The organism is Bacillus sp. ILBB4 (genome assembly GCF_035064545.1).
In the GTDB taxonomy this organism is placed as follows: domain Bacteria; phylum Bacillota; class Bacilli; order Bacillales; family Bacillaceae_H; genus Priestia.
In genome coordinates this window covers 795,296-821,927 of record NZ_JAIQVD010000003.1, presented here as the reverse complement: position 1 = coordinate 821,927, position 26,632 = coordinate 795,296, and the positions used below count along the sequence as shown (strand labels likewise).

The 26,632-nt window shown below is 38.4% G+C and carries 22 protein-coding genes, 2 pseudogenes and 1 other annotated feature; of the genes and pseudogenes, 5 read left to right on the top strand and 19 right to left on the bottom strand.

The genetic code is table 11. From position 1 onward, the window contains the following. Nucleotides 1-149 precede the first annotated feature (149 nt). A complete protein-coding gene (locus tag LAV82_RS16365) occupies nucleotides 150-932 on the top strand; it encodes an SDR family oxidoreductase (RefSeq protein WP_013057413.1) in 783 nt (260 codons plus the stop codon). A gap of 22 nt (nucleotides 933-954) precedes the next feature. On the opposite strand, the pseudogene LAV82_RS16360 reads toward LAV82_RS16365, so the two are convergent. The 4 genes and pseudogenes from LAV82_RS16360 to LAV82_RS16345 all read right to left on the bottom strand — a co-directional run bounded on the left by LAV82_RS16360 (nucleotide 955) and on the right by LAV82_RS16345 (nucleotide 5,202). After that, nucleotides 955-1,724: pseudogene (locus LAV82_RS16360) on the bottom strand (SDR family oxidoreductase). Nucleotides 1,725-1,828: 104 nt separating this feature from the next. Then, the gene (locus tag LAV82_RS16355) at nucleotides 1,829-2,791 is read right to left on the bottom strand and encodes a quinone oxidoreductase family protein (RefSeq protein WP_098238827.1); all 963 of its coding nucleotides are present in this window, start codon (nucleotides 2,789-2,791) and stop codon (nucleotides 1,829-1,831) included. Nucleotides 2,792-2,910: 119 nt separating this feature from the next. Next, nucleotides 2,911-4,425, bottom strand: a complete 1,515-nt coding sequence (scpC, locus tag LAV82_RS16350) for a succinyl-CoA:acetate CoA-transferase ScpC (RefSeq protein WP_029322253.1) — start codon at nucleotides 4,423-4,425, stop codon at nucleotides 2,911-2,913. Between the two features lie 132 nt (nucleotides 4,426-4,557). Next, nucleotides 4,558-5,202 carry a LytTR family DNA-binding domain-containing protein gene (locus tag LAV82_RS16345; protein WP_029322256.1) on the bottom strand — a complete coding sequence of 215 codons (645 nt, stop codon included), beginning with the start codon at nucleotides 5,200-5,202 and terminating at the stop codon, nucleotides 4,558-4,560. Nucleotides 5,203-5,360: 158 nt separating this feature from the next. On the opposite strand from LAV82_RS16345, the gene LAV82_RS16340 reads away from it, so the two are divergent. Continuing rightward, complete coding sequence (locus LAV82_RS16340) at nucleotides 5,361-6,041, top strand: YetF domain-containing protein (protein WP_013057418.1); 681 nt, start codon at nucleotides 5,361-5,363, stop codon at nucleotides 6,039-6,041. Nucleotides 6,042-6,074: 33 nt separating this feature from the next. On the opposite strand, the gene LAV82_RS16335 is transcribed toward LAV82_RS16340, so the two are convergent. The 5 genes from LAV82_RS16335 to LAV82_RS16315 all read right to left on the bottom strand — a co-directional run bounded on the left by LAV82_RS16335 (nucleotide 6,075) and on the right by LAV82_RS16315 (nucleotide 10,877). Continuing rightward, nucleotides 6,075-7,562, bottom strand: a complete 1,488-nt coding sequence (locus tag LAV82_RS16335) for a DHA2 family efflux MFS transporter permease subunit (protein ID WP_041816573.1) — start codon at nucleotides 7,560-7,562, stop codon at nucleotides 6,075-6,077. A 279-nt stretch (nucleotides 7,563-7,841) separates the two neighbouring features. Continuing rightward, nucleotides 7,842-8,399, bottom strand: coding sequence for a 3D domain-containing protein (locus tag LAV82_RS16330; protein ID WP_013057420.1), 558 nt, complete (start codon nucleotides 8,397-8,399; stop codon nucleotides 7,842-7,844). A 329-nt stretch (nucleotides 8,400-8,728) separates the two neighbouring features. After that, nucleotides 8,729-8,863, bottom strand: a complete 135-nt coding sequence (locus LAV82_RS16325; protein ID WP_258198241.1) for a hypothetical protein — start codon at nucleotides 8,861-8,863, stop codon at nucleotides 8,729-8,731. 158 nt (nucleotides 8,864-9,021) lie between these two features. Continuing rightward, nucleotides 9,022-9,906 carry a superoxide dismutase gene (locus LAV82_RS16320; RefSeq protein WP_029322263.1) on the bottom strand — a complete coding sequence of 295 codons (885 nt, stop codon included), beginning with the start codon at nucleotides 9,904-9,906 and terminating at the stop codon, nucleotides 9,022-9,024. Between the two features lie 140 nt (nucleotides 9,907-10,046). Continuing rightward, complete coding sequence (locus LAV82_RS16315) at nucleotides 10,047-10,877, bottom strand: glycosyl transferase family 2 (RefSeq protein WP_098534467.1); 831 nt, start codon at nucleotides 10,875-10,877, stop codon at nucleotides 10,047-10,049. Nucleotides 10,878-11,106: 229 nt separating this feature from the next. Here LAV82_RS16315 and LAV82_RS16310 point away from each other — a divergent pair, with 229 nt between their 5' ends. Continuing rightward, nucleotides 11,107-11,772: a cupin domain-containing protein gene (locus LAV82_RS16310; RefSeq protein WP_097823181.1), complete on the top strand. Its 666-nt coding sequence runs from the start codon at nucleotides 11,107-11,109 to the stop codon at nucleotides 11,770-11,772. Between the two features lie 54 nt (nucleotides 11,773-11,826). Here LAV82_RS16310 and LAV82_RS16305 read toward each other — a convergent pair whose 3' ends face one another. The 3 genes from LAV82_RS16305 to LAV82_RS16295 form a co-directional block, all read right to left on the bottom strand. Further along, nucleotides 11,827-12,069 (bottom strand): hypothetical protein, encoded by a 243-nt coding sequence (locus tag LAV82_RS16305; protein WP_223268895.1) that lies wholly within the window; start codon nucleotides 12,067-12,069, stop codon nucleotides 11,827-11,829. 55 nt (nucleotides 12,070-12,124) lie between these two features. After that, nucleotides 12,125-12,709, bottom strand: a complete 585-nt coding sequence (locus LAV82_RS16300; RefSeq protein WP_211079086.1) for a hypothetical protein — start codon at nucleotides 12,707-12,709, stop codon at nucleotides 12,125-12,127. An 84-nt stretch (nucleotides 12,710-12,793) separates the two neighbouring features. Further along, on the bottom strand, nucleotides 12,794-13,501 hold the full coding sequence (locus LAV82_RS16295; protein WP_098196597.1) for a Type 1 glutamine amidotransferase-like domain-containing protein: 708 nt from the start codon (nucleotides 13,499-13,501) through the stop codon (nucleotides 12,794-12,796). 108 nt (nucleotides 13,502-13,609) lie between these two features. Here LAV82_RS16295 and LAV82_RS16290 point away from each other — a divergent pair, with 108 nt between their 5' ends. Next, on the top strand, nucleotides 13,610-14,113 hold the full coding sequence (locus tag LAV82_RS16290; protein ID WP_211079084.1) for an immunoglobulin-like domain-containing protein: 504 nt from the start codon (nucleotides 13,610-13,612) through the stop codon (nucleotides 14,111-14,113). Nucleotides 14,114-14,155: 42 nt separating this feature from the next. Here the strand turns inward: LAV82_RS16290 and ileS are convergent, their stop codons facing one another. The 3 genes and pseudogenes from ileS to LAV82_RS16275 all read right to left on the bottom strand — a co-directional run bounded on the left by ileS (nucleotide 14,156) and on the right by LAV82_RS16275 (nucleotide 18,569). Continuing rightward, a complete protein-coding gene (gene ileS / locus LAV82_RS16285) occupies nucleotides 14,156-17,254 on the bottom strand; it encodes an isoleucine--tRNA ligase (protein WP_499716485.1) in 3,099 nt (1,032 codons plus the stop codon). Between the two features lie 52 nt (nucleotides 17,255-17,306). After that, nucleotides 17,307-17,549: a binding site (T-box leader), on the bottom strand. Between the two features lie 89 nt (nucleotides 17,550-17,638). Continuing rightward, nucleotides 17,639-17,782 (bottom strand): annotated as a pseudogene (locus LAV82_RS16280) (DUF4357 domain-containing protein); the annotation flags it as partial. 130 nt (nucleotides 17,783-17,912) lie between these two features. Beyond that, nucleotides 17,913-18,569 carry a DUF6037 family protein gene (locus tag LAV82_RS16275; protein WP_340442804.1) on the bottom strand — a complete coding sequence of 219 codons (657 nt, stop codon included), beginning with the start codon at nucleotides 18,567-18,569 and terminating at the stop codon, nucleotides 17,913-17,915. 291 nt (nucleotides 18,570-18,860) lie between these two features. Here LAV82_RS16275 and cotR point away from each other — a divergent pair, with 291 nt between their 5' ends. Further along, nucleotides 18,861-19,820: a sporulation hydrolase CotR gene (gene cotR, locus LAV82_RS16270; protein ID WP_499716484.1), complete on the top strand. Its 960-nt coding sequence runs from the start codon at nucleotides 18,861-18,863 to the stop codon at nucleotides 19,818-19,820. A gap of 246 nt (nucleotides 19,821-20,066) precedes the next feature. On the opposite strand, the gene LAV82_RS16265 is transcribed toward cotR, so the two are convergent. The 4 genes from LAV82_RS16265 to LAV82_RS16250 form a co-directional block, all read right to left on the bottom strand. Next, a complete protein-coding gene (locus LAV82_RS16265) occupies nucleotides 20,067-20,948 on the bottom strand; it encodes a phosphorothioated DNA-binding restriction endonuclease (protein WP_499716483.1) in 882 nt (293 codons plus the stop codon). Nucleotides 20,949-21,263: 315 nt separating this feature from the next. Further along, on the bottom strand, nucleotides 21,264-22,976 hold the full coding sequence (locus LAV82_RS16260; RefSeq protein WP_499716482.1) for a DUF262 domain-containing protein: 1,713 nt from the start codon (nucleotides 22,974-22,976) through the stop codon (nucleotides 21,264-21,266). A gap of 111 nt (nucleotides 22,977-23,087) precedes the next feature. Continuing rightward, complete coding sequence (locus LAV82_RS16255; RefSeq protein WP_499716481.1) at nucleotides 23,088-23,333, bottom strand: hypothetical protein; 246 nt, start codon at nucleotides 23,331-23,333, stop codon at nucleotides 23,088-23,090. A gap of 94 nt (nucleotides 23,334-23,427) precedes the next feature. Beyond that, nucleotides 23,428-26,610 (bottom strand): DEAD/DEAH box helicase, encoded by a 3,183-nt coding sequence (locus LAV82_RS16250; RefSeq protein ID WP_499716480.1) that lies wholly within the window; start codon nucleotides 26,608-26,610, stop codon nucleotides 23,428-23,430. Nucleotides 26,611-26,632 lie beyond the last annotated feature (22 nt).

Genomic DNA, 26,632 nt, shown 5'->3' with positions numbered 1-26,632 from the left:
CTGACGTCATATTAATAATTCGCCGCTGTTTTCTCTTTTCCTTTTGGCACCTTTCAGCAAATTTAAACACAAATATTTTAAAAGAGGTTTTTATTTCCTTCGTATAGGCTAAAGAAAGGAAACAACATTTTTATATGGAGGGGTTACAAATGATTGCATTAACTGGGAAAGTTGCGCTTGTGACGGGAGCGGCGTCTGGAATTGGACGTGCTTCAGCCATTACATTAGCTGAACAAGGAGCGCGCGTTGCTCTTTTAGATTTAGAGGAAGAAAAATTACAAGAAGTAAAAGAGACCATCATGTCGAGCGGCGGAGAGTGTATAGCCATTAAAACAGACGTATCTGACTCTGAAAGTATAAAAGAGAGTATCGAAACGATCAGCAGCTTATGGAGTCAATTACATATTGTTTCTATTAACGCAGGCATCAACGGTACGTTCTCTTCTATTGAAGAACTATCACCAGAAGATTGGACAAAAACAATTGATACAAATTTAACAAGTACTTTTTTAACCGTAAAGCATTCTATTCCTTATTTGAAAGCTCAGGGAGGAAGCATTATTATTACTAGCTCGATTAACGGCAACCGTACATTTTCAAATATCGGCATGAGCGCATACAGTTCCTCAAAGGCTGGCCAAATGGCTTTCGGCAAAATGGCAGCTCTTGAACTTTCTACATACGGAATACGGGTAAACGTCATTTGTCCAGGAGCAGTTGATACAAATATTGAAAGCAATACATTCCGTCAAGAAGACAAATTAAAAGAAGTCGCGATTCCAATTGAATATCCAAATGGCAATCAGCCGCTTGCTAAACGCTCGGCTAAGCCCGAAGAAGTAGCAGATTTAATCTTCTTTTTAGCTTCTGACGCGTCCAAACATATTACCGGAAGTGAAATGTTTATTGATGGCGGAGAATCACTGCTGTAACGTACAAGCCCCTGCATCAACGTCAGGGGCTTATTTTTTTACTTTTATGAAAAACGTTTACTCCACCCGAAGCGGATATAATGCTGCCTGTAATCATATCTGAGTTTTCATCACAAAGAAACTCAATAATACGCGCAATGTCTTCTCCTGTCCCTGATCGACCGACAGGCGTTTCCTTGTCTTCTAGTAATCTTGCTGTTATGATATCATTTTCTTTCATGTCTCCCACAATATCTCCGGGACAGACCATATTGGCCGTAATCCCGTATTCGGCTACTTCTAGAGCAAGCGATTTGGTCAGAGAAGCTAGCCCTGACTTAGCGGCACTAAAAGCCGCACGGTACATCCATTCAGGGGTATGCTCTACATCTTGAAAACCGTATGTAATAACCCTTCCAAACTGCTGTTTTTTCATAACTGGAACAACAGCTTTTACAAAATGAAAAACGGAGCTTAAATTCCCTTCCAGCATTTCATACCATTCACTGTCTGTGTACTCTATTAATTTTTTTCTTTCAAATACATACGACCTGCATTATTAATTAAAACATCAATACGTCCAAATTGCTCCATAGCCTGCGCAACGACATGTTCAATATCTGCTTTATTCGTTATATCTCCTTCTACAAACTGTACGTTGTCTTTATATTGATGCCATTCTTCTTGCAGTTCTCGCACTTTATTTTTATCACTTCGAAAATGGACGGTAACGGAATACTGCTTTTTTAAAAACTGTTCTGTTACCTTCTTGCCAATACCTTTATGACCCGCTGTAATCAATGCATGTTTCATCTACCTTCACCTCTTTCACTCTACTTATCTACTATATATATTAGACAGTTCCTTAGTTTCTCCTTTACTAACAGAAAAAAGCCCTTGACTAAAGGGCTTTTCTTTTACGGTCTTAACAAAATTTTCCCTGTACTTTTCCGGCTTTCAAGCAGCTCATGTGCTTTTGCTCCGTCTTTTAAATCAAACACCACGGGATCGGTTAGCACAAGCTGACCTTTACTGATCCACTCAAACAGCTGCTGTGAACGTACTTTACGTTCTTCATATGACACAAGCACGTTCCACAAGTCTCCGCCTGTAAGCGTTTTAGAGGTATCCATCAGCATACGCGGGTCGACCGGGGCCGGATCGCCTCCTGCCATTCCGTAAAATACCACGGTCCCGCCTGTTTTTACGGCTTCAAAGCTTTTTTCTAGCGTAACTCCTACAGATTCGTAGGCAACATCTGCGCCTCGCTTCGTTACATCTTTCACTTGTTCCACCCAGTTATCTTCGTATAAAAAGACATAGTCAGCGCCTGCTTGAGCCGCTGCTTTTGCTTTTTCAGAAGATGACGTTAAGCCAATGACTTGTCCGCCTAATAGCTTGACAATTTGAACTAAAAGCTGACCTACGCCTCCAGCAGCTGCGTGAACAAGCACATAATCGCCAGGCTGAATGCCGTAGCTGTCTTGTGTTAAATAGTGCGCCGTTAACCCTTGTAAAAGCACAGAAGCAGCTGCATCAAACGAAATATCATCGGGTACCGCAATGATTTTATCCTGTGGCACGGCAACAAGCTCTGCATTTGCAAAAGGGACGTCAGCAAAAGCAATACGATCTCCTACGTTAACGTGACTTACTTCTGCTCCTACTTCTTCTACCACACCTGCTCCTTCATATCCTAAAATATACGGAGGTGTACCCGTTAAGTGGTAGTTCCCTTTTCTTCGGTACACATCAGCAAAATTAAGTCCAATTGCTTTTGTTCTTACTAGTACGTCTGTTGGACCAATAGAGGGGTTCGGTATATCTTGATAGTGAAGAACGTCAGGTCCTCCAAACCTTTCAAATACTAATGCTTTCATATATAAGTTACCTCGTTTTCTTTATGTATTCCCTTTCATCGTAATTCAAAGAGATAACAAACACAAGTTTCTGACTCAGCAGAAACACGCTTTATCTCGTCATGAGACAAAGCGTTCTTTTACTTTGTTTGCTCTACAATTTTTCGCATCGTTCCATTTTTTTGATAAGACGTATGAAAAGAAAAGGCTTTTTCAAGAACGTGCGGTGTTTGTCCGCCTCGTGTGAGCGCTTCTTCGTAATACGTCATAAGCTGGTCGCGGTACATTGGATGGGCACAATTTTCAATGATGCGTTTTGCTCGTTCTCTCGGAGCGAGTCCGCGCAGGTCTGCGTATCCTTGCTCTGTTACAATTACATCCACATCGTGTTCAGTATGATCAACGTGCGAAACAAATGGCACTATACTTGAAATATCGCCGTTTTTAGCAATTGATTTTGTTACAAAAATACCAAGGCGCGCATTTCGGGCAAAATCCCCTGAACCTCCGATTCCGTTCATCATTTTTGTTCCCATCACATGCGTTGAATTAACGTTTCCGTAAATGTCTAGTTCTAGCGCAGTATTAATTGAAATCAGTCCTAAGCGACGAATGATTTCGGGATGGTTTGAAATTTCCTGCGGACGAAGAATCAGTTTATCTCGATAGGCTTCAAAATTAGAGAAAACTTGTTTCATTTTATCCGCTGAAAGCGTAATTGAGCAGCAGGAAGCAAACGTAACTTTTCCTGCGTCAAATAAATCAAACACGGCGTCCTGCAATACTTCTGAATACACCTCTAAATCATGAAACTCTGAATCTAACAAACCGTGGAAAACGGCATTTGCCACAGATCCAATTCCAGATTGTAAAGGAGCAAGCGATTCAGTTAATCGCCCTTCTTTAATTTCTTCACGTAAAAATGAAATCAAATTTTGAGCCATCACAACCGTTTCTTCGTCAGGTGCTACAATCGTAGACGGTGAATCTAGCTGATTTGTAAATACAATACCCTTTACTTTATCTAAATCAATTGGTATGCCTAACGAACCAATCCGGTCATCAGATTTTTTCAAAGGAATTGCATCTCGCTGTCCTTGAACGCCTGGGTCATACAGGTCGTGAATGCCTTCTAACAGCTCTGGCTGCGCTGTGTTAATTTCAATAATAATAGATTTTGCATGCTCGGCAAATACCATCGAATTGCCAATTGACGTTGTTGGAATCATCATTCCGTCATCCGTGATAGAAACCGCTTCCAAAATAGCGAAATCTATTGAATCTAACACGCCTGAACGCACCCATTCAGAAGTATGCGATAAATGTTGGTCAATAAACTGAAATTCACCTTCATTAATTTTTTTACGCATCGTCGGGTCCGCTTGAAACGGAAGGCGTTTGTTTAACATGCCTTTTTCTGCAAATAGCTTATCCACATCTGACCCAAGTGAAGCACCGGTATACACGCTTACTTTTATCGGTTCTGTTTCCGCTCGTTTCGCTAGTGCAAACGGTACAGCTTTGACATCCCCCGCGCGTGTAAAACCGCTTAGACCAAGAGTCATTCCATCTTGAATCCAAGACGCTGCTTCTTCAGCAGAGACAACGCGATTCTTTAGTGCTTCATGCTTAATTCGACTGCAAACGTTTTCCATTCTGTTCACTCCTTATTTTTGCTCTTTTTTACCATTTTACTGTAAAAAGAGCGTTCACAAGAGTTTTTGGAATGAAATGGACAAAAATAGCGATAAAACAGCATATTTGATGATAATTAAGCAAAATGACGGTTAAAACCCAAGCAGCTTTCGAAAATAGCTGGCGTACGACTGACTGACCGGAATTTTTTCTCCATTGCTCATCACTAATAAAAAAGTTGAATGTGTATCAGGATAAATTTCTAGAATTTGCGTCACATTGACGATAAAGGAACGATGACAGCGCACAAACTCTTCTTTTGGAAGCACATAATCAAATTCATTTAACGTGTATTTATGCGTACCCGTATACTTCTGTGCGTACACATATGTTTTTCGGTCACGCGCTTCCACGTAGATAATTTTTGAGAAAGGAACCGGTATCCATCCCTCGTTCACCTTTAACGTCACAACTGACTTTCCGCTCGTTAACGCAGGAAAAATCGCCGTCACGCATCCTTGAACTTCTCCTTCATCTAAAAAAGGCACGGCCATGCCGTAGTAAGGCGTGCCAAACACGTCTCGGTGAATAAATTCCGATACTTTTTGCTTTCGTTCTAATGCTTTATATGTAATCGTTCCTTTTTTGATTTGATCTCCAGGGCTAATTTTTAAATTAATTCGTTTGCTTGCCCGGTAATACACGTACGTTTCTAAATCTGAAACAGCAATCGACGCTTCATCAGAGAACAATTCGCTGATAACGTCTAATAATGCTGAAGCTTTAAATGGTTTCATCTTTTCACCTTCTTTTGTCTAGTCAAACACGCTGCTTCTTTATTGTAGCGCAAAAGCAAAAGCGAGTGGGAAAGAAGCATGGAATTTATCTTTTCAACTGCATAAAATTTCTATTTTTTCACAACATAAAACAATGAAATGAAGGAAGGGTGAAATGTATGGGCTATGCTGAATCGACGTTTCGAATCGCCTGTTCATTTTTTGTGCTGCTTCTTTTAACGCGGCTCATGGGAAAAACAGAAATCAGCCAGTTAAATGTATTTACATTTATTACGGCAATTACGATTGGTAATATCGCTTCTTCCCTCTCCACTGATGAGCGAGTAGAGATTGATAAAGGGGTTTATTCACTGCTAGGTTGGACATTTTTAACGATCGCTATGGGCTATATTGGAATGAAATCGAAAAAAGCACGGCATCTTATTACCGGCGAACCCAAAATTGTGATTAAGCAAGGAAAAGTGATGGAAAAGGCATTAAAACAAGTACGGCTAGATATTGAATCTCTTTTAGGCATGCTGAGGCAGCAAAACGTATTTTCCATAAAAGATGTAGAATACGCCATATTAGAAATCAACGGAAACCTTTCCGTTATGCAAAAACAAGATAAAAAGCCGAACTCGTGGTCAAAAACGCTTTTATTTCCCACTTCAATAGGCGTTATTTACGACGGAAAAGCGAATGAAGATGCGTTGAAGGACCTGCATTTAGATAACAATTGGCTTCATAAGCAGATTGAAAAAGCTGGAGTCAAATCAATTGATGAAGTGTTTTATGCTGAAGTTCAGTCAGACGGATCCCTTTATATTGACTATAAAAAAGACAAGTTTAACTCATAAAAAAATCCGTACCAAAAGGCACGGATTTTTTTATTAGCTTGCTTTTTTCACACGATTTGTAATGGTATCTTCTTTTGGTGATGTTTTGCGAATAAAGAAGGCTAAAACAAACGCGATCACACTTAAAATCGTTGCGATCATAAACGCATCGTTAATGCCCATTGCCGTACCTTGATTCACGGCTTCAGTCATACTGCCTTTATCTGTCGGCAAAATTTGCTGATTCATCACGATGTTTTTCACGTGTTTTTCACCTTGATTCATCATAATGGAGACAAAGAACGCCATTCCTACAGCTCCAGCAACCATTCGAAGCGTATTAACCATCGCTGTGCCGTATTTATTTAAGCTAAGCGCAAGTTCATTTAACCCTGCTGTAAAGATTGGCATCATGAGCAGCGACATACCAAACATACGAACAGTATAAACAATCATTACATACATAAATGTTGTTGTCGTTTCAAGTTTTGTTAATTCATATGTTGTCACAACAGTAATCGCTAAACCAATAACAGCAAGCCATCTTGCGCCGAACTTATCAAACAGCCGTCCTGTAATCGGAGACATAATCCCCATTACAATTCCCCCTGGCAGTAACAGCAAGCCTGAAAGAAACGGTGAAAAACCGCGTACGTTTTGCATATAGATCGGCATTAAAATCATACCTGAAAACATTGCCATTGTCACAATCACGTTAATGATTGTTGTTAAAGTGAACATACGGTAACGGAAAATACGGAATTCAAGAAGCGGCTGATCGATTTTCAACTGACGGAAAATAAAGAACAGAATTGAAATACCGCCTACAATGAACATGGCTAGTACTTCAGTGCTGGTCCAGCCCTTTGTACCGCCCGTAGCGAACGCATACAGCAAGCCGCCAAATCCAATTGTTGATAAAATAACGCCAAGCACGTCTAGCTTAGGTCGGCTTGTTTCTGTCACGTTTTTCACTAAAATAATCGCCGCAATTACGTTAATAAGTGCAATTGGAAACATCATAAAGAATAAAACGCGCCATGAGTAGTGCTCAACTATTAAACCAGAAAGCGTCGGACCTACTGCTGGTGCGAAGTTCATCGCTACACCAAAAATCCCCATCGCAAAACCGCGTCGGTCAGGCGGGAATAACGTAAAGATAACGTTGGTAATTAACGGAAATAAAATCCCTGCTCCTGCTGCTTGCACGACGCGTCCCACTAAAATAACGGAAAATGTCGGTGCAATACCGCAAAGCAGTGTTCCTACTGTAAACAGACCCATTGCTGTAATATACAGCTGCCTTGTAGTAAATCGATTCATTAAAAATGCTGTAATTGGAATAACAATTCCGTTTACTAACATAAAGATGGTTGTTAACCAGTTGCCCGTAGCCGCCGTTACATGGAAATGATCCATCATTTGCGGAAGCGCAATGTTAATCAGCGTTTGATTTAAAAAAGCGACGAGCGCTCCCATTATCATTACGCCAAAAATAGACCGAGTTCGGGCTTGATCGGACTGTTGTGTTTGTGTATTCATTTTAACAAGACCTTTCCCTTTAAAATTATCTGTATGTAAATCTTCAGATGACGAACAGGTTAAGAATATATTTTATGTGTTCATTCTATTAATTTATGTCACGAATATTTAATGAACTTAATTATATACCGGATAAATATATCTGTTTCCGAAATATTTGTCAACAAATATGATCATTTTCGTAAAACTTTTCCATCAGTATATATAAAGTAGCATGCCCTTTAATGAAGAAAAAAATGAGAGCCCTTCAACGAAGGCTCTCATTTCCTTAAGAAATACTTATTTTAAGATTTGAACTTTTACTGTTTTTCTTCCCCATTTTAACGCTTCTTTTTGAGAAGGAAGAAGAACGTCAATTTTATTTCCTTTAATCGCACCGCCCGTATCAGCTGCGATTGCCGTGCCGTAACCTTCTACGTATACTTTTGAACCAAGTTTAATCACTTTTGGATCGACAGAAATCACTTTTTGATTTGGATTCTTTTTCAAGTCAATTCCAATCGCTGTTTTTCCGCTGCAGCCTTTGCAGTTCGCTGTGTACGCTGTTGCTGTTACTTTAAATTCTTTCACAACGTTTGAAGACTTCGCAGGCGCTGCTTTAGCAGGCGTGCTTGATTTTGCTTGAGATACTTTTAATACTTGTTTTGGATGAATGCTGTCTGACTTTAAGTTATTCCACTGTTTCAGCTGACTAACCGATACTTTATATGTCTTTGCAATTTTGTATAGCGAATCTCCGCTTTTTACTGTATATGTATTTGTTGCAGCTGATGCACCACTTGCCACTCCGAACAGTGACATTAGAACTAAACTGAACGTAATCATTGTCTTTTTCATGTGATTGATTTCCCCTTTATCTACCAATACATAAAAAATAACACATGAATATTACAGTTATATTTCAGTAACATGTCAATAGTTTGATAGTTTAGTTACATTAAAATAAATATTCTTCCTTTTAAACTAGTAAAATAATCACATTCACACTTTAAAAACATACGTATTTAGGCATATAACGGGGGTTTTACACACATTTATACGTAATTGTTTCATTTGTAACATTCAACTGGTTCTAGAGACTTATGCTTTATTTTAAATTAATTATTTAGAACATAGTTTATTTAAAAATAAAAAAATGAAATAAAGGATCTAATATAAATCACTTTTTACACCGCTGCTGATTTCCGTGCAAGACTTCGCTTTCCGCGGGCGGGCGATGAGCCTCCTCGTCGCTTACGCTCCTGCGGGGTCTCATCTGTTCCGTTATTCCCGCAGGAATCTTCGTCTTGCCCTCCAATCAACAGCTAGAAGCCACTACATACATGATTGTCATAACAATGAAAAAATCCGAACAAGTTTGATTCTCAATCAAGAATCAAACTCGTTCGGATTTTACTTCAATTAAAATACTGTGGTCCCAGCTTCTTTTATCTTTAAATTATAATGGTTACACTAATTTTCAATATGGCTGCCACTGAAGCATTTTAGCTGCCTCAAACCTTTTTTCTACATTCGGCCAGTAAATTATTTTCCACCAGTTGTCAACGTACGGATCACGTTCATTTTTGTACTGCAAATAATAAGCGTGTTCCCATACGTCTAATACAAGCAGCGGAATGGTGTCCCACTGCGTAAGCAGCTGATGACGCTCCGCTTGCAGAACTTCGAGCTTGCGCGAACGCGGGGACCATACTAAAATTGCCCACCCCACACCTTCTACTTTTTTAGCAGCTTGAGAAAAGTGCATCATAAATTTCTCATAGCTGCCAAAGTCTTTTTGAAGCTGCTGCAACAGCTGTCGTCTCGGTCTTCCTCCTCCTTCTGGACTCATAATTTCCCAAAAGATTGTATGCAGATAATGACCAGATCCATGAAAAGCAGCTTCCCGTTCCCAGTGTTTTATGAGGTCAAAATTATTTGTGTTACGGGCTTGCTGCAGCATGAGCTCTGCTTTATTTAATCCATCGACATAGCTTTGGTGATGCTTGCTGTGATGAAGACGCATAATTTCCCGGTTAATATACGGCTCAAGAGCTGAATAGCTATAGCCAAGCGGCGGCAGCTCGTGTCGTCCCGGCGCTATAGATTCCCGCTCCCTGCCGTCATCTCCAAGTCGCTCTTTTAAAACTTTATCAATATGCCGCACCGCATTGTTGATTTCTTCTAACGTATATTCGTTAACATCTTCTTCACTTAAATATTCAAGAACGTCTTCTTGCGTGCGCGTGATATATGACGTTATATCTACTTCTGTAATGGCTTCTTCAAATACAGGGTCACACACTTGTTCAAGCCAGGTCTGAACTTCCATCAAGTATCTTTTTCTCTCATCTTGATCGGCCATACTTCCCCTCCTTACACCTCATCTTCACTATCATATTCAAAAGAAAAAGCAACATAACTGCCTACTTGTATCTATTGAGTTAGAAAATTCGACATAAAAAAGGCAAAGGTTCCTTTACACTTGAACTCTTGCCTTTTTTCTTATATATTCTTTGCCATATTCACATAATCAATCGTTTCTTGCTTACTAACAGCCGCGTGCTTCAGCTTTGGATTGTAATAGAGCTCCACTTTTACATTATTTATTTCACAGTCGTCAGGCATATCCTGCATATCCGTTAAAAACGGCAGCAAGTGATTGTTCATATCATACTCGAACGCTCCGTTTTGCAAGTAATACACCTTTGGCACATAGTTAATATGGCGGAAAAACTTCACTACGTTGATTCGCTCACCGTATGAGACTATCACTTCCTCTTCAGTCAGGTCGGGATAAGATAAATTAAACACTTGTCGAACCGGCGTTTTCAGCCACTTTGTCAAGCACGTCTGCGGATTATTTACAAGCGCTTTTGCTCCTTTTACGTACCCCGCTAAAAACATTGACATAAATCCTCCGCCCGAAGAGCCGTAAAACAATACGTTAGACGAATTCATCTGCACTTTTTTCATGAATTTTTCAATTAAAACCGCAATGTCTTTTAAATAAAAACGGTCGCTTGTCCCTTGTCCCCACGCAAGCGACACTTTTCCTAAATAAAGCGTGGGGTCGTTGTAATAAATAATCGAATCTTCAAATTCATTCATCCACGAATGCCGCTGAAAATATGGAGGTCCTGCCGGCATTTCCTGACTTGCTCCTCCGCCTGAACCAAACACAAGCAAATGCGAAGACTCTTTTTTTAATCTGACTAAAAACTCAAACAGCACTCCGTTCCAATCGATCGCCACTAAAACAGGCTTATCAAATGGCAGCTGAAGTTCATCTATCTTATCATACGTACTATTTATTTTTTCATATTGATCAAGCAACAGCTCTGCAACTCACTTTCCTTAAAATGATACGTCATATGTGTCTGACATTGATCATGGTTCTGTGAAAAAAGAACCTGTCACAGTATATGAAAACCAACGGGCAAATGATTGTACACTTCCTCCAAAAGAGGCGGTTACCTACATCTTCCTGGGCTTTTGTCACGAAATAAAACTCTCTACATACGATACAGCATCATAAAAATTTAAAAATAGGAGCTGAAGAGCCTTGTCAACGTCCTATATGGATTATAACAATCCAAATGTACAGTACTTTTCTGATGTGAATAAAAACAGACTTAACACGAGAAACGATCAAAATTACATTAACCGATTAGGCCGGGATGTGCTGAATACACTAGGAAATGTGTCGTTACTTGATATTTACTTAAGCAAAAGACGCGTAGTCGAACCGCACTATCACCAAAATGCTGCTGAGCTTGTCTACTGTATTTCAGGTTCAGCTGTCGTTTCATTAATCAACCCGTTTAACAATGAAGTGACAAATATTCCAATTGCCCCGGGGCAAGTAGCCAATATCCCTCAAGGCTGGTGGCACTGGGAAATTGCGTCTGAAGACAATACGCATTTACTTGCTATTTTTGACGCTCCGTATCCGGAATACATTTTTGGATCGGATATTTTAAATAAGACGCCTATTGAAGTACTTGCTCATACGTACTGCTTAGATCCGGAGCAGCTAAAGAAAACGCTGGCTCCGTTAAAGAATCAAACTATCGTGATTGGACCAACGGACGAATGCGTAGAAAAAGGGCCTTACAAACAGAAAAAACAAGCAGGCTCCGCTAGCCACGAGACGCCTCCTTATAAGTATCCTCCGCCTCAGAATCCTTATTACTCCCCTCAAAACCCCTATCACTATCGATATTGGTAAAGACAAGAAAACCCCGCTGCCAATGCAACGGGGTTTCTTAACGAATACATAACATTATTGTTCTTCTATATACGTGCTATGAAAGGCTGCTTCAATATATGCAACTTGGAAATGATAATGTCCAATTAAATATTTCACAATGTCCACCTGATCGATTTTGCCGGGCTTATCGACCATCGCTTCTTTTACCATTTCTTCGAATGTACCTTGATCAAACTGTTCTTCATGGACAACAATTGTCTCAGAGTACATTTCGTCTTGTCCTTCTGAAATGCGATAGTAATACAATTTTTTCACCTCGATTTGTCTTAAGTGTATGTATACCCTTAACTAATCATTTTAAAACATTTTTTCAGCGTTCTTTTTCCGCTGTACGATAGGCTGCGGCTTTTGCTTTCACAAGCAGCCTTGTAACCCAGTACGCCACTAGCGTTATTCCTATATCAATAAGGAAAATATAAAACAAACTCATTCCTTTTCTTGAATCAATAAATTTAAAATGATGTTCAAGAGGCGCCAGTCCAAACGAAAAAACAGCGCTCAAAAGAATTGTATACAGATAAAAATTCTTTTGATGATTTGTACAATATTGATAAAGCAGCAGAAATCCTACCGGCAAAATAGAAGCCGTAATATTTGTTGCGTTCGGAAGCAGAGGCGTTAAGAAAAATGTATGCGTCAAATAACCGCTTCGTCCAAGTGCAATATCAATATATGCCCAAAGGATATGCACTGTGTAACCGAAGAAAAACACCTCAAAAATCCGCATCCGGTCTACGGTAAAATACAACAACACAAGAGGAAGAACGAGCGAAGCAAGCACCACCCAAAACTGCCAGTTTCCAAAATCTGAATACTGATGCCAATACGACGATAATAACTCCTGCAGCTTATCGCTTTGTTCATATATGTTTCCCCAGTATCGTTCATAACTCACTGAAGTAACCTCCTATATAGAGTCTCTGCTTATGTATGTACGAATAAGCTCCATTTTATACAGAGAAACACAGGAAGCGGCCATTTATTGCTTGCCATCACCTAAATACGTCACCGGGAGTTCATGCTCAATGACTTTACTTGCTTTTCGATTAACAGCATACGCTTTTGCTGTTGGTCTTGAGCTAACTGATGCGGATAGCTTCTCATCTTTAAAATGCAGCGCGACTCCATCATCTACAGCATAGCCTTCTTTCATTTCCCCGCTTGCAATTAATTCATGATACGAAGGTCTTCGATTGCTTTCTCCGTCATAGTGAGGACAGTTGCTTCCCGTTAAAAACCCTAAACAGTCGATTTTAGACAGTTTGTTGTTCATTGAATCGGTGACGCCTTCTTCAAACCAGCAAATTGAACCTGCGCTTATTCCTGCCAAAATAATTCCTTTTTTATAAGCTGCTTTTAAAATCGTATCCAGTCCCCATTCTTTCCATAAAAGAAGCATATTCCTTGTATTACCGCCGCCTATATACAAAATATCTTGCTGCAGTACATATGCTTTTAAATCTATAAAGTTTTGAGAAAACAGCGATAAATGAGACGGTGTGCATATTAACTTCTCAAACGCTTCATAAAACCTTTCTACATAATTATCCGCATCTCCGCTTGCTGTAGCGATAAAGCAGATCTTTGGTACGTTCGTATGAGCTTGTGAAAGTATGTATTGATCCAGCAGCAAATTATCCGGCTCCATTGAAAAGCCTCCGCCTCCCATGGCTATAATTTGTCTCATTTCCATCCTTCCTTTCAAAAAGGTCATAGATAAAAGGTAAATTCATACTATTTCTCATCGATGACTTTCCGTATAATGGAAGAGTGACAAAAAGGTGGTGCAAAGCTTTTGAAAATAGTACGAACACTTATACTAATACTAGGCATTTTTATTATATTGTTTTGTATCTTTGGCTATATCGATTATAACGGTCAAAAAATGGATTTAGGAGCCAAACAAGAAAAAGACATCCCATCTTTCATTAACACTGACGGGGGAACTATTACGCTATCTGCTGTCAGTAAAAAATACGATAAAACGCAGTTTGGCTTTTTTGTTATTCAAAACAATTCGACGCATACCTTAACAATTCCTTACGAAAATACGGCGGATCACTTAAAAGACGGCAAGTGGTACAAAGTTGTGCTAAACGGATTAGAGTTTCCTGATAAAACCGTCACGCTGAAGCCAGGGAAATCATTCAAACAAGATATCGCAACTCCTAATTACAAGGTAGGAAAATACCGTTTTGTGCAGCACTTTAAAGATGAAAATGGAAAAGAGTATGTATTAGCAGCTCCTTTTGAAATTGCCTGGCCGAGTCTTAAAAATGTTCTCGGGCAGTTTGATTAAAGGTAAAAAAGCACTTACCCATTATGAGGTAAGTGCTTTTTATCAGTTCTGATTTAAAACGCGAAGTGTAACTTGCTTTGTTCCGACTTTTACCGTCTCTCCGTTTTTGATAGTTTCTTTCACACTGAGACTGTGCAGCAAAAGATTTTCTTGAAGCAGCGTTTCAAACTTCGCCACGGCTTCCTTCACTTCTTCGTCTCCACTAAGCTCCAAATCAATACGTAAATTCACGGGTAAGTCCAGCTTTTTACGATAATCTTGAACCGCTCGAATTACTTCGCGAGCGACCCCTTCCTGCACAAGTTCTTCGGTTAACGCCGTATCCAACACGGCCGTATACATGCCGTTCGATGCAACCGCAAAACCTTCTTTCGGAACTTTTTCAACGAGTACGTCAGCCGTTTCAAGCGTTAAGCTTTCTCCTGAACCAAGCGTAACACTTAGCTTGCCTTGTTCAACAAACTCTTTTCCTTGACCTTCTGAAAGGTTCTTTAATGCTTGATTGACCTCATTTACTCGTTTTCCAAACTTCGGTCCAGCCTGTTTAAAATCAAGTTTTAACACGTACGAAACAAGTTTGTCGTCGTCTTGCTCCACATTAAAGCTCTTCACATTAAGCTCATCTTTGATGACATCATGGTATGCTTCCCACTCTACATCTTCTTCTGTTACCACAAGCGAAAGACTTTGCAGAGGCTGCTTTACTTTTAACGAATGCGTATTTCGGATGCTTCGGCCTAGTTCAACTACTTGCAGTACCGCTGCCATTTCTTTTTCCAGCTTTTCATTCACTTTGGTTTGATCATACACAGGATAGTCTGCCAAATGAACGCTTTTTCCTGTCAGATTTTCATGAATATCATCCGCAACAAACGGCGTAAACGGCGCTAACAGCTGACTAAGCGTGACTAACACTTCATGAAGCGTATCGTAAGCCCCTGCTTTTTCTCCCTCCATCCCTTCTGACCAAAAACGATCGCGGGAACGTCGTACATACCAGTTGCTTAGCTCTTCAATAAATGCCGTGATTTCACGAGCGGCGCTTGTAAACCCGTAATCTTCAAGATGTACTGTTGCTCGCTTAACCGTGCTGTGCAAACGTGAAAGAATCCACTCATCCAATTTTGTTTTTTTCAATTCATACGTTTGCTCGGGATTATAGCCGTCAAGCTTAGCGTACAGCACGTAAAAGCCGTACACGTTCACGAGTGTATCGATGATTTTTGACTTCGCTTCTTGCACAACGCGCTCTGAAAATTTCTTCGGATTCCAAGGCGCACTGTCTGCTAAAAGCGCCCATCTAAGCGCATCGGCACCAAAGGTATGAATAAGATCCACAGGGTCCAGCGCATTTCCTTTACTTTTAGACATCTTTTGACCGTTTTCATCTAACACATGCCCAAGAGACAAAACGCGCTTATAAGGTGCCTTTCCTGTAAACAGCGTTGAAACTGCCATCAAGCTGTAAAACCAGCCCCGCGTTTGATCAATTCCTTCTGCGATGACGTCTGCTGGAAACTGCTTTTGAAACAGCTCGCTGTTTTCAAACGGATAGTGATACTGCGCAAACGGCATCGAGCCGCTGTCAAACCAAACGTCAATTACTTCCGGCGTTCGCTTCATTTCTCCGCTGCAGACCGGACACGTTAACTGTACGTCATCTACATAAGGCTTATGCAATTCAATGCTGTCATCCACGGAATGAGACGCATGTTTTTGAAGCTCTTTGATGCTTTTTGGCGCTACTTGATGCTGGCATTCCCCGCATTCCCATACGTTCAGCGGTGTTCCCCAGTAGCGTTTTCTGCTGATGTTCCAGTCCACTATATTTTCTAAAAAGTTGCCAAAGCGGCCGTGTTTGATATGATCCGGGTACCACGTCACGCTTTCATTGTTTTTCAAAAACTGTTCCTTTAACGCCGTCGTTTGGATAAACCAGCTTTCATTTGCGTAATAAAGAAGCGGCGAGTCGCATCTCCAGCAAAACGGATAGCTGTGCTCATGCTTTTCTTTATGATACAGCACGTCTTGATTCGCTAAATAACGCACGATATCAACGTCGCAGTCCTTCACAAAACGTCCTTCAAACGGCGGCAATTCAGCCGTGTACTGTCCTTTTTCATCCACCACGTTCACAAACGAAAAGCCGTTTTCTTTTACCACTCTGTAATCATCTTCACCGTATGCAGGTGCTAAATGAACAACGCCTGTTCCGCTTTGGTCGGTTACGTAATCAGCCGTCACCACTTCATGCCCTTTTTCCACTTTCACAAAATTAAACGGCGGCTCATACGACATCCCTTTTAACTCATTTCCTTTATGTTGAGATAAAACCGTATACTCTCCTTTTAACACTTTGTCTGCGAGCGCTTCTGCCACTATATACACGCTGTCGCCTTGCTCAGCGCGAACGTAGTTCATCTCTTCATGCACCGCAAGCGCCACATTTGACGGCAGCGTCCAAGGCGTTGTTGTCCAGCCTAGAAAATACTCATTATCGCGGTTTTTCACTTTAAATTTCACCGTTACCGTTAAATCTTTTACATCTTTATACCCTTGCGCTACTTCATGCGAACTCAGCGACGTTTGACAGCTCGGGCAGTAAGGTGATACGCGGTGGCCTTTATAAAGAAGTCCTTTATCATGAATCGTGCCAAGCACGTTCCATACACTTTCAATGTATGAATTCTCCAAGGTGATGTAAGGGTCTTCCATATCAACCCAATAGCCAAGCTGCTCCGTGAACGTGCGCCACTGCTTTTCATACACAAACACACTTTCCTTACACTTGTTGATAAAAGCTTCTACGCCGTATTTTTCAATGTCATGCTTCCCTGATATTCCGAGCTGCTTTTCTACACCGAGCTCCACCGGCAGTCCGTGCGTATCCCAGCCTGCTTTTCGAATCACTTGATGCCCTGTCATCGTCTTATAACGAGCCACCACGTCTTTAATCGTCCGGCCTAGCGCGTGCCCAACGTGAGGCAAACCGTTTGCTGTAGGAGGCCCTTCATAAAATACAAACGAAGGATGCCCTTCTCGATTTTGAACCGACTGCTGAAACACATTTCCTTTTTGCCACTGCTGCTGGATACGCTGTTCGCGCTCTTGCGAAGACTCCCTTACATTCACTTCTTTCATGTGATACCACTCCTTTTAAAGTTAAAAGCACACAAAGAAGCCCGTCCCTATGACTAGGGACGGGTTTTAAACCGCGGTACCACCCTGGCTTCTATTGATCCGTTCATCAATAGCACTCAGCAACGTACAATCATACGCGTTCTTTTTAACGGTAGACTACCGTTCAAACTTACTTATCGTTCAGTTTGACTTCTCAGAGAGGATATTCCCCTGCGGCTTGAACACCGGCTTTCAGCTATCACCGGCTCTCTGTGGAACAAACTTGCAGCGTACTGATTCTCTTCAACGAATTTGTGTGCTTTTATTAGTAGCTATTGTATGCGGTTTGGAAGGGAATGTCAATGTTTTGAAATACTTATTGAGATCAAAAGGTTTAGATCTAGGTTATTTTGTTTCTGCACTTAACATTTGATCGATTTTATTACGCGCTGTTATCCCGTTCTTATCTTTCCATTCAGAAGTTCCACTTCTTCTTCGCTGTGTAATAAATATGGCTGCGGCTGAGACGGTACAGAAAACCTGGTCTTGTACAAGTACATATTACACATCTTTGCTTTCTAATACACTACTCCCATAAACATCGCGACGTTTACAAAATAAATTATAAGACACCTTTTATAACTAAGGAAAAGCTAATATAAAAAGTAAAAATTTTTACCTATGAATTATTTTTCTTCTCTTTCCAGCGCAAAAGAATATCCTCATCTGTTTTTTGTCTTGAAGGATCCTCAGAAAAACAAAAACTTATTGTAGTATCATCCTTTAGTTTCTCAAATAATTCTGGTCTGAATATTGCTGCTTTTTGATTATTCTCAGGACTCCTTTGTCCTGATGTACCATCTTTTTTGGTTCCATTTCTTTTTACACCAATACAATAAATGCCCTTAGAAGAATCCGTGTCCGTTTTATTCAAGTACTCTGTTATAGAACTCTTTAAATCTATCTCTTTATCAACTATTAATTGGTTTGGAATAAAAGTGGAGAACTGCTGTGTAAATTGTTGAATAACATCTCCCAAGTTTTCTTTATATTCAATCCCAAAAAAATTTCTAAATGATTTCATATCAGAGATATGTATCTTATACAAATCTGCATAGGTACAAAAATTTTCGTTCCTCCCCCTCTTTTTAATAAACTCAAGCTTTACAATTGCATACTTACTGTCTTTCTTTTCGCGTTCTGAATAAACTTTCACTAGAACAATATATTCTTGCTTTTTGTACTGAAATAGAAAAACGTCTACAGCCCAATTTCGTTTTTTTAATTCATCTCTTATAATTTTCAAATTTTCTAAAGGTGCCTTTTGTTTATTCAAAATATTCCTCCTATCCCTTTTCTTAATCTCCGAAAAATATTTTTTATAATTATAAAAAATATTTTTACAGAGTATATCAAAAAAATGGAATTTTATGAAGTCTAAACTTATTTTAAGATAAGTAAAAAGTTAAGACAAAACTAAAAGACATAAGCCTCTCCTAATTACTAAACTCGCATCCTATAAGCTTCCTGAAGAACTGATAAAAGAGATTACTCATACCTCTCCAACACATCAAATAAACATATACAGAATAATACCTCTCATGAGATTCGAAAGGAGAAATCACCTTTGACAAAATATCGGATTATGACCTTTGATGGAGGCGGTACTTTAGGTGCTTTAAGTTTACAGCTTTTGAATAGGTTGGCTTATCAAAATCCCAAGTTAATTAGTGAAACCAATGTTTTTTCAGGAAATTCCATTGGTTCATTCACTGCTCTTGCACTAGCAAGCGGAAGATCGCCAGAAGAGACGTTTGATTTTTTTAAAGATCAAATCTTACCGGCATTCAGCGTTTCCCGACCAGGCGGACCTGTTTTTAATCAACAATTACCCTATTCTGGTTTTATTAAAGCCATACGAACGTTTTTCCCCCGGGACCTTCGCCTTGGAGACTTAAAGAAACGAATTGTTGTGCCTGCCTTTCACTTGTTTGCACCGGAACTGAGTCGTTGGAATCCTGTGTTATTTAACAACTTTACAGGTTCCCCTTATCTTAATGAAAAAGCGAGTGACGTAATACTTAGGAGCAGCGCTGCTCCCGCAACGCAAAGAGCTTATCAAAACTACGTAGATGGTTATACAGTAGCAACTAATACCAGTACAGCTAGTATCGCGTTTGCAGTGGGAAAAGCAAAGCAGCCGTTGGATCAAATTGCCGTATTATCCATCGGAACAGGTGAGCAGCCAACTCAATTAAGAAGAGATACCAAGGGATGGGGAATGGTTAGTGCCGATAACATACGTCCTGAAGATATGGAGGACCTTCCCCCAAGTTGGGGAGTACTTTTAGACCGTTCTCCTAATGAACCGTTGCTGCCGTTTCTTCAGATTATCTCTGGTGGATCAAGCTACTATGAATCAATGGTTAGCTCTGAGCTTCTTGGGGATCAGTTTTTTCGGTTGAATCCGCGGATTCCTAATTTCTCTAAAACAGATCCTTCAGTGGTGCCCGCTCTTGTTTCAATTGCTAATAAAACGAATTTACGGCCTGCGTTTCATTTCATTGAAAAAAACTGGCATTGTTAATATTTTTCAAGGAGAGTATTAAAACATGGAATTTGTCGTCTTATGAACACAAATTCCTCTTTCAGATAACTCCTTACCCCCTTATACTCCAGGTCGTTTATTGTAATTCGTGAGTATCCGTTTGGCACCGCTTTTTCGTAACACCGCTCTTCCTCCGTTTATATGTTCTTTACTGTATTTTAAATGACACCAATATATGTAAATTATTTCCTGTATATAAACATACCAAACTATCATTTACAAAAATCAGTTTATATCACTTGCTTGATACCGGGCAGGACCTCTAAACACTTCTCTAACATGCCACCCAAGAAAATCTTCACTCGGCTGATACGCAGGATGAATAGGCTCTCTAAGATTTTGTCCGTGAAACTTCATAAGCCACTCTTCAAATCCATTTGTGCCGTGCGCTTGAGTCGCTACTAACAGCTCATTATGATCTGAAAAAGTAAAAACTCCCCGATCAAATAATTTGTGATGCATCGAACATAACGCGATGCCGTTACTTTCAATATCTGGTCCCCCCGCTTGATGCCACTTAATATGAGCAGCCTCTACACCAACTAAATTATGTCCAAGACGAACGTTAAAACCACAAACAGCACAGCTATATCCGTAAGCTTGAAGAATTTTCTCTCGAAACTTTGGATCTCTCTTTCTCTTTAACTGTGTTTCAAAATCCAAACCTACGGCTCTTAATATATCTTCATGGATCGTATCCGGAAAATGTTCATTTAATAAAAATTGCGCTGCATCTTGAAGCAGCGTAGGATCATTTGCAAAAAGGTTATAAACATCCGATTTAAAACCGCCTACTATATTTGTACTCAGCAAATATTTATCCGTAAAGCTACGCTTATCAACATCTTCACTTAGCTCCCATATTCCATCTCCTGTCAAACGAACAAAAGGATGCTCCGGATGATAGGAACTCCGAGAAGGTCCAAACTCCATAAGCAGCTCTTTTAAAGGAATTTTCACCTCGCTATACGGCAGGTGCATTTGCTGCTTTGCTTGCATCTGACCTAAAGCATACAGTATTAGTAATGGTTTGTGCGGAGCTCTTTGATCTCTTTTTTTCCAGATGTTTAAGTTCTTTATTTTTTGAAGTACTTCTTCTCTGTTCATGTTTATTTTTAGCTCCTAACTCTATCATTTGAATGAAACAAGTCCATTCGACACTACTTTTTATAACACGTTAAATAATGCTATATTGCTAACTTCAATATAATATATAAATTGAATATATTAAACTTTTTAGAAGACCAGATGCGGTTTCCTCATGAAAATTTGAAATACATCTAACCTGCACTCTCTACTTAGTTTTATTTGTAGTAAACTCGACAAAGTAAAAACTTAGAGTTCTTTTTTACCTACTAACCTTTCAATCAACGGTAAAAAAGACTCACAATTGTGAGCCTTTTCCGTTAAACACTTAGCTATTTATACAAAATAGATTTTCATTAATCGATTAACCAGTACCTCATGACGCTTCTCACACTCTGAAAGAGTCCATTCTGATATAGGTTTTAACTCTTTAGTTAGTTCAAAGTCGGTGATACCATTTGAAAAATATTTATCCAACTTAAATTGAAAATCTTTGTTGTTCGCCGATGAATTTTTCTTCCTACTCAATAAAACTAAGTTACCTAATTTATGAGTCCAAATTTTTCGATCTTCTTGAGCGAAAGCTCCTTCCCAAGCGCTTTCTTTCGGAGGATTCTGAGGCAAGATGTGTTCAACGCTGATTACTCCGCTATAAGCCTTTTTAATTGTAGCATTTTCACTTAAGTTCATATCTAAGCGTAGCAATAAATATTTAGCAAATTTTTTCCGATAAAAATCTTGTACATTAATATTATATGTAAAATCAGAAAGACTGTTTTCTGTGTTAAAAATATCAGATGTTATAACTTCTTCTACTGATAAAGCCGTATCAATTGATTGAATCATCTTAACTGTTTCCGTAACACGTGCAGTAGGTGATAACCCTTTAACCCAGCTAGTCACAAATTTCTTTTCTAGCAATTGTAGAAATGGATATACTTGCTCATTATCATTAAATTTTTGAACAAAATGAATGAATACAGGAATCCAATCAGATCCAGGAATGAAGTCTCGCATTAACGTTAGCAAACCATAATACTTTGCTTTTAGATCTGTATCTCTACTAGCCAGCTCTGCATTTAATACTTTTTCACGATAAATCTCAGCAAATTCTTTTACATATTCAATAAAATTCTTTCCTTTAAAATCAGAATTCTGTTTGAATACTTTTTCATTATACTCTTCTTGAATCGTTTTCTTAGCTTTTTCTTTTACGTAAATTAGTCGAATAAAACCAAGAAGTTTCTCCAATTCTTCACGACCTAGTTCTTCCTCCATTGTTTCCCAAACATTTTGGTAGTAATGGCGCTCTGTATCATTTACCGCCTCCAAGTTCATGCTTTTCAATAAATCGGCATTACTTAACGGCATACCCCGATCATTTAATACAGAAAACAAGCGAAAAGCAGATGTAAACGTACCAGTTTTCACATAGACAAACATACAATTATTTAAAACAAAAACAACCATTTTGTTTAATAACTCTTCATCTACTAAACCTGTAGCTGCATCTCTAAATTTATCTTTGAACCGCTCAATAGCCTTACTCATTCTTTCTTGTGACTCTGTGACAAATGAGGATTCGGGCTGTGACGTGCCGCCTTCTTCTAAAATATGTTTTTTGAAATACGCAAAATCTCGATCTCTTACTTTTAAACGAAAGGTTTCAGGTTTATCTTCAAAAATATCAGCTTCTTGATAAATTTTTGATTGAAGTGTAGTTTTAGCTTTTGGAGATGCAATCAAATCTCGCATTACAGCTAATAAAATTGTTAAGGTTGTTAGGCGCTGCTGTCCATCTACAACATCATAAAGACCACTTTCATCGCTTTTTTGAGAGATTACTTGTAAAATTACACTCCCTAGAAAGTAACTATTTTCTCCGTCTTCCATCGCTTCTCGAATATCATCAAACAGCTGATCAAGCTGGTCTTTTTCCCATGAATATTGACGTTGATACCCTGGAATTTGAAAAGCAAACTTGGAACCAAATAAATCCTTAAATAAAATTTCTTTTGCTTCAATTTTTGTGTCAATTACTGTTGTCATGTTATCCTCCAAAATATTAATTATATAGCATGTCAATATACCTGAAATTATTATAATATAAATAACTTGAACATGAGGGAATATTGACCACAGGTACTAGCTTATAATACCTTAGACTTCTAAATCTTTATCTCTTTCTTCATCTATTAGTTCAATACTTTCCCATTTACCTGCACGTTCAAGTTCACTTTTTAAAATATCAAATAATGTACGGTGATATCGTACACTATCAGGGTTATCACTTACACTTGTCAACCTAGCATTGGTAGAACCAACTCTCATAGTAATTTGACCTACTTTATTTTTAAAAATACGTAGTGGTACTTCAATGGTTTTAGTCGTTTTGCCTTCTTGCATTTAAATTCATCCCTTCTGTTATTACTTTTGTAAAATTACTGGAATGTTTGCGTTCATATATTTTATATTCAATTATCCTTTTGTATGATTTTAGTTATAATAATTTAGTTGAAATTAGTTCGTTTTCCCATACAGAATACACGTATACCGAACTTTTTAGCTGCTTTAAATCCTCAAAATGCTTTTTTGATAAGTTAATATTTTCTTTATCGATTACAATAATAAACCGGACGTTCCCTTGCTCGTCTTCACTCATGAAGTCCACTAATCCCAAAGCTGGATACAACGCAACGAGTTTTCGCTTATGCTCATTTTCATAAGATTGAATCTTATCTTTATAATCTGTTGGGAAAACACGATAACTTTTAATTGCATCAGATATAACTTTGATCTGAACGATTTGGACGGGTGGAACAATATTAATGTTACGTTCTCTTTCTACTTCTTGTAATCGCACTCTTCTTTTATCTTCAATATCAATTAATTGTGCTTTCGATTGATTGATTAATGCTATATTTTTATTTTGATCATTTTCCATACGGTACTTATTTAACTTCTCCGTTGTTTGTTGATATTGGCTATCAAAGGCTCTTCGTAAAAACTGTAGTTTTTTGTTTAGTTGTGCTTCGTTTGAAAGAAGAAATTTTTCACGTTCTTTCATGATCTTTGTCATCGCTTCCATAAACATTTTGTTAGCTTCTACTTTTTCTTTTTTTATAGGCTTATTAATAAATGTATGGGTGAATAACCAGTAAGGGTCTATTTCAACTATTTCACCCGAAGATCGCTTAGCTAAATAAATGATATCCTGGTATAATTCTCTTCCTGTACCATCTGTTAATTTAATTTCATATCCTTCTATTTCCAACTCTTCATTGATAGGAAAGTTAAGTTCAAGTAATGGTAACGCAATTTCTTCTATTCGACTTTTTTGGAACTGTAGAGCTAATAAAAATAATGGATGATCATTTAACATTAATGACACATGATTGTCCACCAATTGATCATTATGTGAAAAACGATATGAATTTTCCTTTCCATTAAGGTAAATGTGGTGCTCTCTTGCAAAATCACGTACTGACTTTGGAAGTCTATCGATTCGAAATACTTGATCACCTTGAGATGAATTCACTTTAACTCGGTTTGCATTTAGGATTTCAACTGTAAATTCACTGTAAGCTCGTGCAGGTATTCGTTGAATTAAAAGATCATATTGCTCTTTTTTCATACTAGGTATATCAATACTATCGGCGGCAAGTGATTCTTCTTGTGCAATACGAAGCAATTCTTCATATTCTTCGGAGAGCGTGCTTTCTAATTCTTGTTTCATATCCTCAATACGTTCTCGATTTAAAATAGCCTTCTGCATTAAAGTAGGAAGATCTGCTAATTTTTCTTCAATTCGATCTCCTATAAAATCATAAACAAGATCATGGCCTAAATCTTTTCGCATTTGTTCCATTTTTTGTAGTAATGTACTTAACACATCGCCTTCTCGCGTATTGCTCGCTACTAAGTTAAAAACAAACACTTCATTTTTTTGCCCTATTCGATGAACACGTCCCATCCGTTGCTCTAATTTGTTAGGATTCCAAGGAATGTCATAATTAATCATTTGATTACAAAACTGCAAGTTAATTGATTCCCCCCCAGCATCTGTAGCTAGCATGATGGATACATCTTCCTTAAACATCTCAACTTGCCTTCTTCTTTCATCCATAGAGTACTTACCAACAATCTTTGCAATACGTAAACCATGTTCGCTCAGCTTTTGTTCCAGATAATAAAGAGTATCAGTCGATTCAGTGAAAATTAAAATCTTTTCTCCATTTTTCAACAAGCCCCCTTTACCAAATAAAGTGTTCTCTAATTCCACGTATTTACGTTCAACATAATGGTGACGAATATAACTTGCATGCGCGATTAAAGACTCCAGCTCTTGAATTTCTACTATTAATTCTTCTAGGTCAACTGTATCAACTACTCTTTCACTTTCTGTTTCAATAAGCTCTTGTTCTTCCAAAGTTGCTTCATCATAATCTTCCCATATGCTTGGTTGAGCCGCAGTCTCTAGATGAGTTACATCTTCTAATAACAATGTTAACCTTTCTTTTCTTCTATTTAACGAAGAGTAAATGGCCTCAATAGATGAACTCAAACGTCTCTGTAACAACATCATCGCAAATGCAGTACTGTTATTTCCTCTATTCATTGCACGATTAAAATGATCTTTCACATACTGTGTTACATCTTCATATAACTCCAATTCTTTTTTTGATAAATGATATTTTATCGTACTAGTCGTTCGTTTTGGAAACAAAGGTGACCCATCAAACTGCTTCAAATTTTCTTTTAAGCGGCGAATGATAAATGGATTTGCTTTGTCTTTTAATGTTTCATTTATACTAATAGATGAAAATATATCTCTATCAACTAATTTCATAAGATGACGAAAATTCTCCATATCACCTTTATGTGGAGTAGCAGTTAATAATAAACAGTGCTTACTATTTCGTAAAATAGATTCTCCCAATTGATAGATTTTTGTACGCTTTGTTTTTTTGTTTTTGCCACCTGTTGTATAAGCGGCCATTTTATGAGCTTCATCAACAATTACTAAATCAAAATCAGCTTCAATAACTAGACTTTTAATATCATCACGAGCAGCCCAATAAATAGATGACAAAATAAAATCACGTTCAAGAAACGGATTTTTAGTACTGTCTTCTTTTAATGTTGAACGTGTAATAATCGTAAATGACTCACCAAACTTTTCAAATAGTTCCTGCTGCCACTGTTTCAATACAAGGGGTGGGACAAGTATTAAAACACGATCAGCACTGCGACGTGCTTTTAATTCTCGAATTAACATCCCTGCCATTATAGTTTTACCTGCACCAGGATCGTCCGCGAGCAAAAATCGGACTTGAGGCATTTGAAGCATCCTTCCATACACTGCTTCGATTTGGTGTGGCAAAGGGATTACATTTTTATTTCCTAATGCTCGTGTCTTGGAAAATTTTTGATCAATTAAAAATTCTTTATATAATAAATAATGCTGGACATCTTGTTGAGTTAGCTTATACTGGTCATTTGATCTGTTTAAAATCTTTAATTTCTCTACCTGGTCTTCTAACATCATTACTTGATAATAATGATTTGTATCTTTACCGTAAGCTTCCACCCGATAAAAAGTATCTTGTATGTGTTCATATTTCTTTATTTCTACAATTTCCGGCCATAATGGACCTTCTACAATATCTCCTACTTGTAACATGAAGATCCCCCTATTTTCATAA

Bases quoted from the DNA above. Each gene is read 5' to 3' on its own strand.
- LAV82_RS16365 (WP_013057413.1), top strand. From the start codon at position 150: ATGATTGCATTAACTGGGAAAGTTGCGCTTGTGACGGGAGCGGCGTCT.
- LAV82_RS16355 (WP_098238827.1), bottom strand. From the start codon at position 2,791: ATGAAAGCATTAGTATTTGAAAGGTTTGGAGGACCTGACGTTCTTCAC.
- scpC (WP_029322253.1), bottom strand. From the start codon at position 4,425: ATGGAAAACGTTTGCAGTCGAATTAAGCATGAAGCACTAAAGAATCGC.
- LAV82_RS16345 (WP_029322256.1), bottom strand. From the start codon at position 5,202: ATGAAACCATTTAAAGCTTCAGCATTATTAGACGTTATCAGCGAATTG.
- LAV82_RS16340 (WP_013057418.1), top strand. From the start codon at position 5,361: ATGGGCTATGCTGAATCGACGTTTCGAATCGCCTGTTCATTTTTTGTG.
- LAV82_RS16335 (WP_041816573.1), bottom strand. From the start codon at position 7,562: ATGAATACACAAACACAACAGTCCGATCAAGCCCGAACTCGGTCTATT.
- LAV82_RS16330 (WP_013057420.1), bottom strand. From the start codon at position 8,399: ATGAAAAAGACAATGATTACGTTCAGTTTAGTTCTAATGTCACTGTTC.
- LAV82_RS16320 (WP_029322263.1), bottom strand. From the start codon at position 9,906: ATGGCCGATCAAGATGAGAGAAAAAGATACTTGATGGAAGTTCAGACC.
- LAV82_RS16295 (WP_098196597.1), bottom strand. From the start codon at position 13,501: ATGAGACAAATTATAGCCATGGGAGGCGGAGGCTTTTCAATGGAGCCG.
- ileS (WP_499716485.1), bottom strand. From the start codon at position 17,254: ATGAAAGAAGTGAATGTAAGGGAGTCTTCGCAAGAGCGCGAACAGCGT.
- LAV82_RS16265 (WP_499716483.1), bottom strand. From the start codon at position 20,948: ATGAACAGAGAAGAAGTACTTCAAAAAATAAAGAACTTAAACATCTGG.
- LAV82_RS16260 (WP_499716482.1), bottom strand. From the start codon at position 22,976: ATGACAACAGTAATTGACACAAAAATTGAAGCAAAAGAAATTTTATTT.
- LAV82_RS16255 (WP_499716481.1), bottom strand. From the start codon at position 23,333: ATGCAAGAAGGCAAAACGACTAAAACCATTGAAGTACCACTACGTATT.
- LAV82_RS16250 (WP_499716480.1), bottom strand. From the start codon at position 26,610: ATGTTACAAGTAGGAGATATTGTAGAAGGTCCATTATGGCCGGAAATT.